We start from the raw sequence: 14,304 nt of genomic DNA, 5'->3' as shown, positions 1-14,304 counted from the left end.
CCTGCGCATTATCCCGTTTACAAGGCTATTTCCCCTTCTGTTCACCGTTCTGCGCCGCCAGTGTGGACAGGATGGCGGCAATCACCGGCGCCGCATGTTCGCCGCCCGTAGCGTCGGAGTGGCTGACGAATGCGGCCATCGCCAACCGGTGCGCCTGGCCCGGCAAGCTGCCGGGCTCCAGCCAGCCGGTGAACCAGACGGTGGCCGTATGCTCGCCACTTGGCGCGGTGCCCGTTTTGCCATACAGGCCGGGGCGCACGCCAGTGAGCGCGGCGCCACGGAAGGCGCCCGCGCCGGTGCCGACATCGACCACGCCTTTCATGCCGGCCCTGATCCGGTCAAGGCGAATGCCCAGCGGCGCGGCGGGCGGCGTGGTGCTGGCCGCGCCGTCCAGCGACAGCAGCATGCGCGGCGCCACCACCCGCCCCTGCCCCACGGCCGCCGATGCCAGCGCCATTTGTAACGGCGTGACCTGCATGCGCAGGCCGATCGCCATCTGCCGAAGCTCGTGCCGCGTGTGTATCGGATCGATGCGGGCTGGCGTGGCTTGCAGCGCATCCCACGCGCGCCAGTTGAAGTCCGCCGGCAGCAAGCCGCCATCGAGGCGCAACGCTTGCTCGAAACCCAGCCGGCGCGCTGCGGCGATGATCGGACGCACACTGTCCAGCGCATCCGCGTCCAGCGCCTGAAGATCGGGCGCGCCGCCGTCCGGACGGCCAAACAGGCTGCGGTCACTCAGCTCGCTGGACCAGGCGAACCAGGTATTCAGGCTGTATGTCAGCGCTTGCGCCAATCCAAGCCGCCCCTCTTGCGCGCGGCGGTCCAGGCTTTGTTCGCGGTAGTTGGTGATATGCGCCAGCCGCGGATTCATGGGATAGCTGGCGGCGTCGGTCTGGAAGCCGTAGCCGCGCTGCGCCGCCAGCCGGTTGATGGCGGGAAGCGGCATGCCGCCCAACAGCGCGTCAACTTGCGTATCGCCTTGTGCCGCCAGTTCCAGGCCCAATGCGCTGATGACCTTGAAGGTCGAGCCGGGACTTTGGTGGGCCCCACCATCATGCTGTAGCGCCGGCAGGCGCAGGGGGCTGCGTGCAGGACTGGTGCGGTCGAAGTCGCGCACTTCGGCCCAGTTGGCGGCGCTGACTTCGCCTGCGCCGGCGCCAGCGGCGGCAAGAATGTCACCGCTTTCCGTATCAAGAATAACCAGGCCTGCGTGCCGGCCTTCCGGCACCGGCTGACCGCCGCTGCACGCGCTGTCGTGCCAGCGGCCACGCTGCATGGCGACGCATTCGAGCACCCGTTGGCTCAAGGTTTGCAGTGGCAGGTCGAGTGTCAGCGTCGCGTTGACCGTGCCGGCTGGCGCAGGAAGGCGGGCCAGCATGCCCGCCACGCTGCTGGCATGCTCCGTCTCAACGCCCAGCAGCGGCGCGAGGCCGGCTTGCAAAGCAGCGTCGCTCGGCGCGCCATCGGTCCAGAGCGGGGTGCCGTTGCGGTCCTGCAGCTGCACCGCAGACGGCGCAGCGCTGCGCGGCGCGCCACGATCGCCCGGCGCCAGCGGCTGCCAGGTCAGCCGCCCGCCCGCCACGCGGAGGTGCCGGTATTTTTGGTCTTCCGGCGCATTGAAATCCAGCGGTTGCAGGTCGAGACGGATATCGCGCGCGCCGGATAGCAAGGTAAGTGTGATCTGCTGGACATCGCTGCCGCTGGCACAGGCGCGGCCGGTGCAGGCCGGCGCCAGGCGCGCGCTGGCGCCATGGACGCTGTCGAGGTTTTCGCTGCCGGCCGTCGCCACATGGCCCGCCACCAGTATGTGCAGGACTTCGCCGCCGCTGGCGGGGCGCGGCAAGGCAAGCGTCAGCCGCACGGTGGGTTTGCCGTCGCGCCCTTCGGCGGCTTGCGGCCAGCGGGCGACACGGCTCCATGGTTGCCAGCCTTGTGGAAGCGATGCGAACAGGCGCGATGCAGCCACCGGCATCTGGCTGGTCGTGGCGACCATCAGCGGCGCCTTGCCATTGGCGTTGCCGCCGGCCGTCACGCTCCAGTCCAGCGGCAGATCGGCAGGGCCTTTGATACGCCATGCCAGCAGGCGGCGTTCGCTGTTGTAGATGTCGATCTGCTGGCGGACATAAGCGCCGTCGGCCTGGTAGTAAAGGCGCTTGACCAGCTTGCGCGTGGCGACGCCGGGCCGGACCTGCTTCCAGTCGCTGAGTTCAGCCGCGCGCTCTGTACTGTTCGCCGCTTGCCATTGCGGTAAATCGCGTGGCGCGATGTCGATGGCGCCGCTGGCCGAGAGCCGGATCAGGCCTTGCGCCTGCAACTGCTCAAACAAGGCCTGGTCTTCCAGCGCGACGGCGGCAGCCTGTGGCACCTGATACTCGCCCGGCGCCAGATAGGCGCTGACGGCGCGGCCGCGCGCCGGAAACGCGGTGACCAGCGCCGCGCCTGCTCCGGCCTGCGCGCGCGCGCCGAATACGCCTTGCGCCACCCGGCTGTCCTCGGGCATGGCGGGCCGATAGAGCTGGACCAGCAGTTCGCCGGCCTGCGGGCACATGGCGTTGGAGCGGCGTTCGATGCGCAGCGCGGAGCCGGCGCCCCAAAGCAGCCAGCCTTGCTGGCGCAACGCCACCTGGCCTCTGGCGCCCTGCTCGATCTGGCCGAAGCTGGCGTCGCTGAGCCAGCGGGTGTCGCCCCCACGGGCGCGCCAGCTGAGTTGCAACGGTTCGCTGAGCGGGTCGTTGAAATCGGCACGGGCGCTGCCTTCGATTTGCACCTCGGGCATGGCGTCGGCGCCGCTATCCCGGTCCGCGATCAACAGCACATTGCGCAACGAGATCTGGACGCTGCTTTCCTCATTGCGCTTGACCCAGCGTTTGACGTCGTCGAAGCGGTAGCCTATCCGCAGCGGCAACAGGCGCGGGTCGCCGGGGCCGCGCAACTGGCTGCACAGGTCCACTCGCACCGGCGGCGCGGCTTGCAGATTGGCGGCGATCAGCAAGGCGCCGCCTGGATGCAAGCTGGCGCTGATGCCGGGTTGCTGCGGCACGATGAAGGCGATGCCCGGCAGCGTGGATTGGTAGGCATTGGCGGCGCGGACGTTGGCGGCGGATTGCGGCGTGCTGCCGGTAGACGCGGCAAGATGGCGGGCGTGACCTGCGATCAGCGCGCCGCCCGCCGCAGCGAGGATGACGCCGGCGACGGCGATCCACAGCACGCGCGCCGAGCCGTGGCCGCGCGCAGACGCGGGCACATGGCCACCGCCGCCAACGCGGCCCAAGCGCCGGCCGGCATCCCTCCCTGCGCGCAGGTTGGCGCCACGGCGACGGGCGCGGCGCCGCTCGGCCCAGGCTTGCAGGATGGTGCGGATGAATTGCGGCATAAGCCCCTCGCTATCGATTTGCACCTCCTTAGCCGGGGGAGCGGGGAAAACCGCCCTCCCATCCCGCCAGAATGCATTTCGGCCCGCCGAAACGGCGTCTCGTCGCAATCCCGGCGCAGCTTGCGGCGCCTTTGGATACAGTGACTACATCGAAGCTCACTTTAACCAACGCAAGGAGATCATCATGAATGTCCTGAAAAACTTTGAAGCCCTGTTCGTCGTCACCGCCGCCCTGACTTGCGGCGCCGCGTACGCGCTCACCCACACCGGCGCGACCGCACCGGACGCCAACATGCAAACGGTGGTGGTCAGCGCCAAGCGCCTGACGCCTGAACAAAAACTGCAGTCGGTGCTGGAAGAACGCGCCACCGTGATGGCAGCAGAAGCCACCAAAGCCAACAACATCTGAAGCTGTGCGCCGGCGCACATTTGATTTGCTCGGCTTTGTGTCATATGTAAAAAGTTGCATCAGACAGCACCACGAACAACACCGCTTGATATAGTTCGTTCATGCGCATCAGCAGCGCAATCAAAGAACGGAGGAACTATCATGATCAAGCCAATTTTTGCTACCGCCATCCTCGCACTGAGCGCGGCAGCGTTTGCACCATCCACCGCCTCCGCGCAAGTCGGTGTCAGCATCGTGATTGGCAATGCTCCGCCACCTCCACGCATTGAAACCCTGCCCGCGCCGCGGCGGGGATACGTCTGGGCGCCGGGCTACTGGAACTGGGATGGCCACCGCCACGTCTGGGCGGCAGGCCACTGGGAGCGCGAAGTGGTCGGCAGCAGCTGGCGTCAGGCCGAATGGGTGCGTGACGGCGGCGGTTGGCGCTTTGCGCCGGGCGGCTGGGTCACCGTTGGCGGCCCAGGCCGCGTCGATTACATCACCGTCGCGCCGCCGCCGCCGCGCTATGAGCGCATTCCAGCACCGCGCGCCGGCTACATCTGGGCGCCCGGCTACTGGGACTGGCGCGGCAACCGCCACGAATGGGTGGGCGGCAGCTGGATAAGCTTCGCGTCCTGGCTACGTCTACCAGCAGCCGCGATGGGAGCAGCGTGATGGCCGCTGGTATCGCGAACAAGCCCGCTGGAACCGGGGCCCGAACGGCGACCGCGATCATGACGGCATCCCCAACCGCTACGACCGTCACGACAACCGCGGCGACCATCATGGACGCGGCGGACGCGGGGACCGCGACCATGACGGTGTGCCCAACCGCTATGACCGCGACCGCGATGGCGACGGTGTGCCGAACCGCTACGACCACCATCCGGACAACCGCCGCCGCGATTAATGGATCATTCTGATTTCGATACGCTGGCCACGGCCGCCTTCAAGGGCGAGCGCGTGGCCGCGCGCCGTTTGGCGGCGCGCACGCAGGTGAGCGAAGCACAGGCGCTGTTGCAGGTATTGACGCTGGCCGCCGGCGCGCCGGGACTCGCGCACCTGCTGGCCGAACGTGAGGCGCAGCGCCAGCGCGACGAGGCTCGTCGCCTGGCGCGCCAGGCCAATGCCGCCCACAAGCTGGCGCAGCGCAAGGCCGGCATGCAACCGTCCGCCGCGTGGCGCGGCTGGTTTGACGGCTCCGCCCATCCGAATCCAGGCCAGATCGGCATTGGCGCCCTGCTGTGCGGGCCGGACGGGCAGCGAGTGGAAATCAGCCGCCGCGCCGGCCATGGCAACAGCAGCGAAGCGGAATACCTGGCGTTGACGGCGCTGCTGGAAGCCGCGCGCGAGATCGGCGCCACCGGCCTGGCCGTGTATGGCGACAGCCAGGTGGTGATCAACGATGTGAATCTCGGCGCGGCGCGCGGCGCCAAGGGCGTGGAGGAACATCGGGCGCGCGTGGTGGCGCTGATGGCGGCGCTGGACGGCGTCAGCCTGCGCTGGGTGCCGCGCCATCGCAACGTCGAGGCCGACCGCCTGTCGCAGCAGGCGATCGACCGCGCGGCCGCACAAGCGGCCGTGGAGGCTTAAACGCTGCGGGCGATTTGCAGCGGCGAGCGCGCAGCGCGCGCGTTTTGCAGGCGCGGCGTGCCATCGACCTTGAACACACTGACCGCTTGCGCCAGCGCGGCGGCCTGCTGTTGCATCGATTCCGCCGCGGCGGCGGCTTGCTCGACCAGCGCCGCGTTCTGCTGCGTCACCGCGTCCATCGAGCCGATGGCCTGATTCACTTCATTGATGCCGGCGCTTTGCTCGCTGCTGGCGGCGGTAATTTCAGAGATCATGTCGCTGACCTTGTGCACGCTGGCGACGATTTCGTCCATCGTGGTGCCGGCGTCGGCCACCAGCTTGCTGCCCTGGTTGACCTTCTCCACCGAGTCGCCGATCAGCGCCTTGATTTCCTTGGCGGCCGAGGCGGAGCGCTGCGCCAGGTTGCGCACTTCCGACGCCACCACGGCGAAGCCGCGGCCCTGCTCACCGGCGCGCGCCGCTTCCACGGCGGCGTTCAGCGCCAGGATATTGGTCTGGAAGGCGATGCCGTCGATGACCGAAATAATGTCGACGATCTTGCTCGACGACTGGTTGATCGAATCCATGGTGCCCACCACTTCCGCCACCACGGCGCCGCCCTTGACGGCCACCTGCGCGGCCGACGCGGCCAGCTGGTTGGCCTGGCGCGCGTTGTCGGCGTTGTGCTTGACGGTGGACGTCAGTTCTTCCATCGACGACGCGGTTTCCTCCAGCGCGCCGGCCTGCTGCTCGGTGCGGCGCGACAGGTCCTGGTTGCCCTGGGCGATTTCGGTCGACGAGGTGGTGATATGGTCGGTGCCGTGACGGACCTCGGTGACGATGTTGAGCAGGCTGGAATTCATTTCCTTCAGCGCCGACAGCAGCTGGCCGGTTTCGTCCTTGGCGCTGTCGTCGATATGGCCGGTCAGGTCGCCGCTGGCGACACGGCGCGCGGCGGTCACCGCTTCCTGCAGCGGACGCACGATGCCGGTGGTCAGCAGCCAGGCGGCGGTCAGGCCGAACACCAGCACCAGCGCGGCCAGCACGAACAGCAGATGACGGCTGCTGTTGGCCACTTCGTCGATGTGGGCGGCGCTGGCGTCGATCTTCGCGCGCTGCATTTTCAGCAGCTCGACGATCAACTCCTGGTACTTGGCGGTGCCGGGGCGGAAAACGGTTTCAAAGATGCGCGTCGCTTCTTCCAGTTCGCCGGCGGTTTTCAGCTTGTTGATCTGGTCGCGCGACGACAGGTAGACCTTGCGCTGCTCGCCGATGCGGGTAAACAGCTCTTTCTCGTCGGCGTCGGTAATCAGCGCCTCGATTTTCTTTTGCAGCTCGGAGGAGCCGGCCGACGAAGCCTTGGACTCTTCGGCGAAGTAGGTGCCCAGCGACAGGTCGCTGCTACGGGCGATGGCGGTGGTGCGGCGGATGCCGCTGTCGATTTTGCCCGACCAGTCGGAAATCATGCGTTCCTTGGCCAGCGGCACCTGCATCATTTCGCTGGTGGCCGAAGCCACGCCCTGCAGACGCCACACGCTGATGCCGGTAATCAGCATCGCAAACGCCAGAATAATCGTGAAACCCAACGCCAGGCGTTTTCCGATACTGATATTCGCCAACATATTCATTCTTGCACCTACCTCTCAGAGTAACAACAAAAACAAAACTACGGAATCAGCATCGGGGGTGGCCCGCTGTGATGTCGCCGGTGGTTATGCCGCCAGCGCCGTACTGTCTATCAGGCCCATGTCCGCGCTGGACATCAGCTTGTCGATATCGACCAGGATCAGCATGCGCTCTTCGATCGTGCCCAGGCCGACGATATGTTCGGTGTTGAGCGCCGAGCCGATTTCCGGCGCCGGCTTGATCTGGTCCGGCGTCAGCGTGGTCACGTCCGACACGCGGTCCACCACCATGCCCACCACGCGGTGGCCGATGTTGAGGATGATGACGACGGTGAACTGGTCATACGACGGCGTGCCAAGGTTGAACTTGATGCGCATGTCGACGATCGGCACGATGATGCCGCGCAGATTGACCACGCCCTTGACGAAATCCGGCGCATTGGCGATGCGGGTTGGCGTTTCGTAGCTGCGGATCTCGCTGACCTTCTGGATATCGATGCCATACTCTTCCTGGCCGAGGGTAAAGGCCAGGTATTCGCCGGCGGTCGAGGCCGAGGCGTTGAGTTCGCTTACGTTGGACATAGCTTTTCCTTCATTGCTAAAGTGACTGGTAACTAGGCGTAATGTTACCCTAAGTCAAGATCAATAGCACTGAATAAGTGCGTTAAGGCAACAAAATAACCTTTCCGCAATACACAGATTGACAGTCAGACCATGGTTTTGGCTGCACAAGGCGGCGGCAAGCCTGTATGATTTGCCACACATCGCCGATATCACAGAGAGACAGATGAATAGCTTGCTCAGTAGCTGGCACCCGCGGCTGGTCGCCCTGGCCACCGCCGCGCAGGACGCCGACGGCGCGCACGACACCAACCACCTGCACCGCGTCTGGCGCAACGCCGGCCTGCTGCTGGACGACCATCCCGAGGCCGACGCGCTGGTGGTGCTGGCCGCCTGCTACCTGCACGACCTGGTCAACCTGCCGAAGAACGATCCGGAGCGCCACCTGGCCTCGCGCAAGGCGGCGCTGCTGGCCAGCCGCCAGCTGGCGGCGCTGAACTTCCCGCCAGACAAACTGGCGGCGGTGGCCCACGCCATCGAAACCCACAGTTTTTCCGCCAACCTCCGCCCCGAGACCATCGAAGCCCAAATCGTGCAGGACGCCGACCGCCTCGACGCGCTGGGCGCGGTCGGCCTGGCGCGGCTGTTCTACACGGCCGGCCGCATGGGTTCCGCGCTGGCGCATCCGGACGATCCGATGGCGCTGCACCGCGAGCTGGACGACAAGGGCTATGCGCTCGACCACATCGACACCAAGCTGGCCACGCTGCCCGGCAAGATGCAGACCGCCGCCGGCCGCCGGCTGGGCGAGGCGCGCATGCGGGAACTGGTCGCCTTCCGCGACAACTTCATCGTCGAATGGGCCGCCAGCCCGGCCGCGACTTAAGCGGCGCCCTCCTCCCATGAGCAAAACCGACACGGCGGCGGCGCCGGGCAATCTGAATTTCGTCCTGATCTGCGTCTTCATCGACATGCTGGGCATCGGCCTGATCGTGCCGGTGCTGCCGGTGCTGGTGGGCGAATTCACCGGCACGCGCGAGGGCCAGGCCTACTGGTACGGCATGATGAGCGCCGTCTTCGGCCTGATGCAATTCCTGTTCATGCCGATGCTGGGCGCGATGAGCGACCGGATCGGCCGCCGCCCGGTGCTGCTGTATTCGATGGCCGGCATGTGCATCAACTTCCTCACCACGGCGTGGGCGCCGAACCTGGCCTGGCTGTTTCTCGGCCGCGTGATCGGCGGCATGTCGTCGGCCAGCATGTCGGTGGCGGCGGCCTACGCCTCGGACATCTCGACGCCGGAGAACCGCGCCAAGAGCTTCGGCAAGATCGGCGCGGCGTTTGGCCTGGGCTTCATCTGCGGGCCGATGCTGGGCGGGCTGCTCGGCACTGTCGACCTGCATCTGCCGTTCTACGTGGCAGGCGCGCTGTCGGCCGCCAATTTCGTCTACGGCTATTTCGTGGTGCCGGAGTCGCTGCCGGCGGCGCAGCGCGCGCCGTTCACGCTGTCCAAGCTGAATCCGCTGGCGGCGCTGAACAAGCTGGCGCGCCGCACCGACATTCGCGGCCTGATCCTGACCTACACGCTGGTGACGCTGGCGGCGATGCTGCTGCAAACCACCTGGGTGCTGTACACCACCTTCCGCTTCAACTGGACGCCGGGCCAGAATGGCGCGGCGCTGTTCTGCGTCGGCCTGACGGCGGCCGTGGTGCAGGCGGGCCTGCTCGGCTTCCTCATCAAGCGTTTCGGCGAGGTGCGGCTGTCGGTGCTCGGCCTGGTGTCGGGCGCCATCACCTATCTGCTGTATGGCCTGGTGACGCAGGGCTGGATGATGTATGTGCTCATCCTGTGCAATGTGCTGTCGTTCGCCATCGGCCCGGCGCTGCAAAGCATCATCTCCAAGAGCACGCCGCCGAATGAACAGGGCGAGTTGATGGGATCACTGCAATCGATCAGCAGCGTGGGCGTGATCATCATGCCGCTGCTGGGTTCCGCGATTCTGGGTGAAGTCAGCCACCTGGCCTTGGATGACTGGCGTGTCGGCAGCACCTTCTATCTGTGCGCGGCGATGCAGGCGGTTGCCATCTTCGTGGCGCGCGGCTACTTCCGCAAGCACGAGGTGCCGGCATGAGGCTGCGCGGCCTGCTGGCGGCCTGCCTGGCGGCGCAGACGGTGCTGGCGGCGCAGGCCAGCGCCAGCTGCTCGCGTGCGATCGCCGCGCCGGTGTCGTCCAACGGCGCCAGCGTCATCATCGATGGCGAGCATGTGAAAGGGATTTACCCGGACCTGTTGCGCACCGTCGCCAGCAAAACCGGCTGCAATATCGTCTTCTCGGTAGTGCCGCGCGCGCGCCAGGTGGCCATGTTCAAGGCTGGCAAGGCGGACCTGCTGGTGCCGGCGTCGCGCACGCCGGAGCGCGACCAGCTAGGCACGTTTGTGCCGATGATTAATCACCGGGCGATGCTGATTTCCGTGGCAACCGGCCGCGCGCCGCTCACCAGCGCGCAGGACCTGCTGGCACGCAAGGAGCTGCGCGTGGCGGTGGTGCGCGGCTTCGACTACGGCGAACACTACGCGGCGCTGGTCAACGAGCTGCAAAAACAGGGGCGCTTGTTTGTGGAGGTGGATGTGATCGCCGTGGCGCGGCTGCTGAACGCCGGGTCGGCCGACGTCACCATCATGGGGCCGACGCTGATGGCTGGCGCGATCCGCCGCGACCCGCGCGTGCATGGCTTGCAAGAGAAGCTGAAGATGGAGCCGATCCCGGAACTGCCGTGGCGCCATAGCGGCGCCTACCTGTCCAACGCGCTCAAGCCGGACGACCAGGCCATTCTGCGCGAGGCGCTGGACAAGGCCGGCAAATCCAACCAGATCATGGAAGGCTACCTGCGCTACTTCCGCGCCGACGTGCTGACCGACAGCGTGCGCCCACGCTAGCGCACCGCCATGTGCTGGATGAACTGGCAGTGCGCCGGCTGCCATCGCCATGTGCTTAACGCTTGGCCGCCTCGACCACCGGCAATTCGATCGCGCTATTGTGGAACACCTTCAGCGTCGCCTTCCGATAATCGGATGGCTTGGCGTAGAAGATGTTCGGCACATAGGTTTGCGGGTTGCGGTCGTACAGCGGGAACCAGCTCGATTGCACCTGCACCATGATGCGGTGCCCCGGCAGGAACACGTGGTTGGCGTTCGGCAGCGCGAAGCGGTAGCGCTCCACCGCGTTGGCAGGTATCGGCGCCGGCGTTTCCAGGCTGTTGCGGTAGCGGCCGCGGAAAATATCCATGCTGATGCCGAGCTGGTAGCCCCCCAGCTCCGGCTGCGACGGCACTTCGTCCGGATAGACGTCGATCAGCTTGACCACCCAGTCGGCATCGGTGCCGGTGGTCGACGCCCACAGGTTGACCACCGGCGCGCCGGCGATCTGCAGCCCGGCTTTCAGCGGCTCCGTCACATAGGTCAGCACGTCCGGCCGGTCGGAGAAGCTGCGCTGGTCCGACACCAGCCATGGCTGCCACACATTGCGCTCCCCCATGCGCACGGGACGCGGCACGAACGGCACCGGCTTGGCCGGGTCGGACACGTATTCGTCGTAGCCGGGGTCCGCCTGCGGCGCCTCGAAGCCCAGCTCTGGCGCCGGCCTGCAGGTAGATCGGCTTGAGCGGCGTGGCGCAGTTGTCGGCGCAGGCCAGCGGCCATTGCGGCAGCTTTTGCCAGCGGTTCACGCCGGTCTGGTAGAACAGCACCGGCGGCGTGTCGGCCACCGGCGCGCCATCCTTCAGGTACTGGTCAAGAAAGGGCTGCATGAAGTCACGGCGAAATTCCAGCGCCGTGTCGCCGGTGAATTTCAGCGCGCCCAGGGTCGAGCCTTCGTAATTGACGCCGCTGTGGCGCCACGGGCCGACCACCAGGTAGTTCTTGTTGTTGTCCTTGTCCTTGGGCTCCAGCGCGGCGTAGACCGCGTAGGCGCCGTAGATGTCTTCCTGGTCCCAGTAGCCGACCACGTTCATGGTCGGCACTTTCAGCTCGCGCCCGGCAAGGATTTTGTCCAGCGCCTGGTGCTGCCAATAGCTGTCGTAGGACGGATGCTCGAACAGCTTTTGGTGAAATTCAGTTTATCCAGGCCGAATTGCGCGGCGTAGCTGGCGGCCGAGCCGGCGCGCAGCATGCCTTCGTAATCGTCGTAGACGCCGGTGGCCAGCTGCTTGCCGGCGCCGCGCGCGGCGGTCTGGCTGGCGATGTAGCGCAGGTTGGGCATGCGGAAAGCGCCGTTGTGGAACCAGTCGTCGCCGCGCCAGCCGTCCACCATCGGGCTCATCGGCACGGCCGCTTTCAGCGCCGGATGCGGATTGGTCAGCGCCATCAGCACGGTGAAGCCTTCGTACGACGAGCCGATCATGCCGACCTTGCCGTTGGTTTCCGGGATGTTCTTGACCAGCCAGTCAATCGTATCCCAGGCGTCGGTGGACTGGTCGTTGCGGGTGTTGTTCAGCGGGCCGATCAGCGGGCGGGTCATGACGTAGTCGCCCTCGGACCCGTATTTGCCGCGCACGTCCTGGAACACGCGGATGTAGCCTTCGCCAAGCATGGTTTCGTCGCCCTGGCCGGCGGTGGCCAGCACGCTCGGGCTGACGTTGCGGCTGGCGCGGCCGCTGGCGTTGTACGGCGTGCGGGTCAGGACGATGGGCGCCTTGCTGGCGCCGTTCGGGATCAGGATAACCGTGTGCAGTTTGACGCCATCGCGCATCGGGATCATGACCTCACGCTTGACGTAGTCGGCGTTGGGGATGATGGTGTCGAACTTGGCCGGGATGTCCGGCGCCATGGCCGGCGTTTGCGCAAAGACGGGGAAGGACAAGGCAAGCAACGCTGCTACAGCGGTAAATCGCATGACGGCTCCACGAGAAAGATTTCCAGTGAAGCAATATACCACTAATGCAGCAGCTTGAAGAGCGCGGCAATCACGCCGGATTGCACCACTAGTAAGCCCACCATCCATTGAATAATTTCAATCTTAAGCTGTGCCAGGCGCAGATCGAGGTAATCCCGGGTGGCCAGATGGGTGTCAATCAGCTTGAGCAGCTCTTGCGACAACACATGCGCTTGCTGCTCGGTAAAGCCGCCCTTGATCAGATTATCCATTACAGCAACCATATCGATGTTTGGCATACTACATCCTTGTCAGACCGCCCTCCTCCAGCATAGTTCCGTGCCGCCGCGCCATCTTGCGGCGGCACAGCACCTTGACAGACCGCCACCAAACTGCAACCATACGGCCATGATTTTTTATGCCCCGCTTCACACCCGCACATATTGGCGCCGCTCCTAGCGAGCGCGGCCACTGTATACCCATAGTGATGTGATATTTTTATCAACGCCGCCCTAGTCTGGTGGCGTTTTTACATCCAAAGCGCCAGATTCGGGGCAACGTCAAGGAACCCTGATGAGTCTGACCGAACAAACCAACGAAGCTGTCGCCACCGCGCCGAAAGGCCCGCAAATCATCCTGACCGGCGACCGTCCGACCGGTCCGCTGCACCTGGGCCACTACGTCGGCAGCCTGCGCAACCGCGTCGAATACCAGCACCAGTTCAAGCAATTCATCATGCTGGCCGACTCCCAGGCGCTGACCGACAATATGGACGACACCAACAAGGTGCACCGCAACGTGGTCGAAGTGGCGCTGGACTACCTGGCCGTCGGCATCGACCCGGCCAAGTCGACCATCCTGATCCAGTCGCAGATTCCGGAACTGGCCGAACTGACCTTCTATTACCTGAACATGGTCACCGTCGCCCGCCTCGAGCGCAACCCGACCGTCAAGACCGAAATCGCGCTGCGCGGCTTCGAGCGCGACATCCCGGCCGGCTTCCTCACCTACCCGGCCTCGCAGGCGGCCGACATCTCGGCCTTCAAGGCCACGCTGGTGCCGGTCGGCGAAGACCAGATTCCGATGATCGAGCAGACCAACGAAATCGTGCGCCGCTTCAACCGCATCGCCAACAAGGACATCCTGACCGAGTGCAAGGCGCTGGTGCCGGACATCGGCCGCCTGCCGGGCATCGACGGCAAGGCCAAGATGAGCAAGTCGCTGGGCAACACCATCAACCTGGGCGCCAGCGCCGCCGAGATCACCGCCGCCGTCAAAAAGGTCTACACCGACCCGCTGCACCTGCGCGTGGAAGACCCCGGCCACCTGGAAGGCAACGTCGCCTTCATCTACCTGGACGCCTTCGATCCGGAAAAGGACAAGCTGGAAGAAATGAAAGCCCACTACGTGCGAGGCGGCCTGGGCGACTCCATCGTCAAGAAGCGCCTGGAACTGGTGCTGCAGGAACTGCTGGCGCCGATCCGCGCGCGCCGCGAGGAGCTGGAAAAAGACAAGGGCTACATCATGCAGCTGCTGAAGGAAGGCACGATGCAGGCGCGCGAAGTGGCGGCCAGGACCGCCGATGAAGTCAAGGCCGCGCTCGGCCTGAGCTACTTCTGATCGCGCCCGACGCCGCGCTGACCTGGCTGTGGCTGGCGTCGTTCTACGGCGTCGCCAGCGTCGCCTGCTTCATCGCCTACGCGCTCGACAAGTCGGCCGCCATCGACCGGCGCAGCCGCATCCCGGAGCGCACGCTGCTGCTGATGGGCCTGCTATGCGGCTGGCCCGGCGGCCTGCTGGCGCAGCGCCTGCTGCGCCACAAGACCGTCAAGACCTCGTTCCAGCTGGCCTACTGGTGCACGGTGGCGCTCAACGTCGCCGGCATTTGGTGGCTGATGCACGCCCTCTTCTAAG

The 14,304-nt window shown here is 65.8% G+C and carries 13 protein-coding genes and 2 pseudogenes; 8 read left to right on the top strand and 7 right to left on the bottom strand.

The window, feature by feature from the left end:
* Positions 1-25: 25 nt before the first annotated feature.
* A complete protein-coding gene (locus ACRQ5J_RS13015) occupies positions 26-3,373 on the bottom strand; it encodes a penicillin-binding transpeptidase domain-containing protein (RefSeq protein WP_432377349.1) in 3,348 nt (1,115 codons plus the stop codon).
* A gap of 184 nt (positions 3,374-3,557) precedes the next feature.
* Here ACRQ5J_RS13015 and ACRQ5J_RS13010 point away from each other — a divergent pair, with 184 nt between their 5' ends.
* The 3 genes from ACRQ5J_RS13010 (at position 3,558) to ACRQ5J_RS13000 (ending at position 5,354) form a co-directional block, all read left to right on the top strand.
* Positions 3,558-3,782: a hypothetical protein gene (locus ACRQ5J_RS13010; protein WP_432377348.1), complete on the top strand. Its 225-nt coding sequence runs from the start codon at positions 3,558-3,560 to the stop codon at positions 3,780-3,782.
* Between the two features lie 141 nt (positions 3,783-3,923).
* A complete protein-coding gene (locus ACRQ5J_RS13005; protein ID WP_432377347.1) occupies positions 3,924-4,436 on the top strand; it encodes a YXWGXW repeat-containing protein in 513 nt (170 codons plus the stop codon).
* Between the two features lie 234 nt (positions 4,437-4,670).
* A complete protein-coding gene (locus ACRQ5J_RS13000; RefSeq protein WP_432377346.1) occupies positions 4,671-5,354 on the top strand; it encodes a ribonuclease HI family protein in 684 nt (227 codons plus the stop codon).
* On the opposite strand, the gene ACRQ5J_RS12995 is transcribed toward ACRQ5J_RS13000, so the two are convergent.
* On the bottom strand, positions 5,351-6,961 hold the full coding sequence (locus tag ACRQ5J_RS12995; RefSeq protein ID WP_432377345.1) for a methyl-accepting chemotaxis protein: 1,611 nt from the start codon (positions 6,959-6,961) through the stop codon (positions 5,351-5,353). The two genes, ACRQ5J_RS13000 and ACRQ5J_RS12995, sit on opposite strands and share 4 nt — an antisense overlap.
* An 84-nt stretch (positions 6,962-7,045) precedes the next feature.
* Entirely contained in the window at positions 7,046-7,540 is a 495-nt protein-coding gene (locus ACRQ5J_RS12990) for a chemotaxis protein CheW (RefSeq protein ID WP_432377344.1), read from the bottom strand.
* Positions 7,541-7,745: 205 nt separating this feature from the next.
* On the opposite strand from ACRQ5J_RS12990, the gene ACRQ5J_RS12985 reads away from it, so the two are divergent.
* Genes ACRQ5J_RS12985 through ACRQ5J_RS12975 form a run of 3 tightly spaced genes read left to right on the top strand, consistent with a single transcriptional unit; the run spans position 7,746 to position 10,457 of the window.
* The gene (locus ACRQ5J_RS12985) at positions 7,746-8,405 is read left to right on the top strand and encodes an HD domain-containing protein (RefSeq protein WP_432377343.1); all 660 of its coding nucleotides are present in this window, start codon (positions 7,746-7,748) and stop codon (positions 8,403-8,405) included.
* A gap of 16 nt (positions 8,406-8,421) precedes the next feature.
* Positions 8,422-9,651, top strand: coding sequence for a TCR/Tet family MFS transporter (locus tag ACRQ5J_RS12980; RefSeq protein ID WP_432377342.1), 1,230 nt, complete (start codon positions 8,422-8,424; stop codon positions 9,649-9,651).
* The gene (locus tag ACRQ5J_RS12975) at positions 9,648-10,457 is read left to right on the top strand and encodes a substrate-binding periplasmic protein (RefSeq protein ID WP_432377341.1); all 810 of its coding nucleotides are present in this window, start codon (positions 9,648-9,650) and stop codon (positions 10,455-10,457) included. The genes ACRQ5J_RS12980 and ACRQ5J_RS12975 overlap by 4 nt, the downstream gene beginning before the upstream one ends.
* Before the next feature lie 55 nt (positions 10,458-10,512).
* On the opposite strand, the pseudogene ACRQ5J_RS12970 reads toward ACRQ5J_RS12975, so the two are convergent.
* From ACRQ5J_RS12970 to ACRQ5J_RS12955, 4 genes and pseudogenes are all read right to left on the bottom strand, one after another.
* Positions 10,513-11,199: pseudogene (locus tag ACRQ5J_RS12970) on the bottom strand (CocE/NonD family hydrolase); the annotation flags it as partial.
* Positions 11,200-11,464: 265 nt separating this feature from the next.
* Positions 11,465-11,572: pseudogene (locus ACRQ5J_RS12965) on the bottom strand (hypothetical protein); the annotation flags it as partial.
* Positions 11,542-12,411: a CocE/NonD family hydrolase gene (locus tag ACRQ5J_RS12960; protein WP_432377340.1), complete on the bottom strand. Its 870-nt coding sequence runs from the start codon at positions 12,409-12,411 to the stop codon at positions 11,542-11,544. The pseudogene ACRQ5J_RS12965 and the gene ACRQ5J_RS12960, both read right to left, overlap by 31 nt.
* Before the next feature lie 41 nt (positions 12,412-12,452).
* Positions 12,453-12,689 carry a hypothetical protein gene (locus ACRQ5J_RS12955; protein ID WP_432377339.1) on the bottom strand — a complete coding sequence of 79 codons (237 nt, stop codon included), beginning with the start codon at positions 12,687-12,689 and terminating at the stop codon, positions 12,453-12,455.
* A gap of 274 nt (positions 12,690-12,963) precedes the next feature.
* Here ACRQ5J_RS12955 and trpS point away from each other — a divergent pair, with 274 nt between their 5' ends.
* Both trpS and ACRQ5J_RS12945 read left to right on the top strand, forming a co-directional pair.
* Positions 12,964-14,010: a tryptophan--tRNA ligase gene (gene trpS / locus ACRQ5J_RS12950; RefSeq protein WP_432377338.1), complete on the top strand. Its 1,047-nt coding sequence runs from the start codon at positions 12,964-12,966 to the stop codon at positions 14,008-14,010.
* The gene (locus tag ACRQ5J_RS12945) at positions 14,007-14,303 is read left to right on the top strand and encodes a DUF1294 domain-containing protein (protein WP_432383642.1); all 297 of its coding nucleotides are present in this window, start codon (positions 14,007-14,009) and stop codon (positions 14,301-14,303) included. Before trpS ends, ACRQ5J_RS12945 begins: the two co-directional genes overlap by 4 nt.
* The last annotated feature ends 1 nt before the right edge of the window (position 14,304 follow it).

Source organism: Duganella sp. P38 (assembly GCF_050859475.1).
Classification (GTDB): Bacteria; Pseudomonadota; Gammaproteobacteria; order Burkholderiales; family Burkholderiaceae_D; genus Rugamonas.
This window is presented reverse-complemented; position numbering and strand designations above follow the sequence as displayed.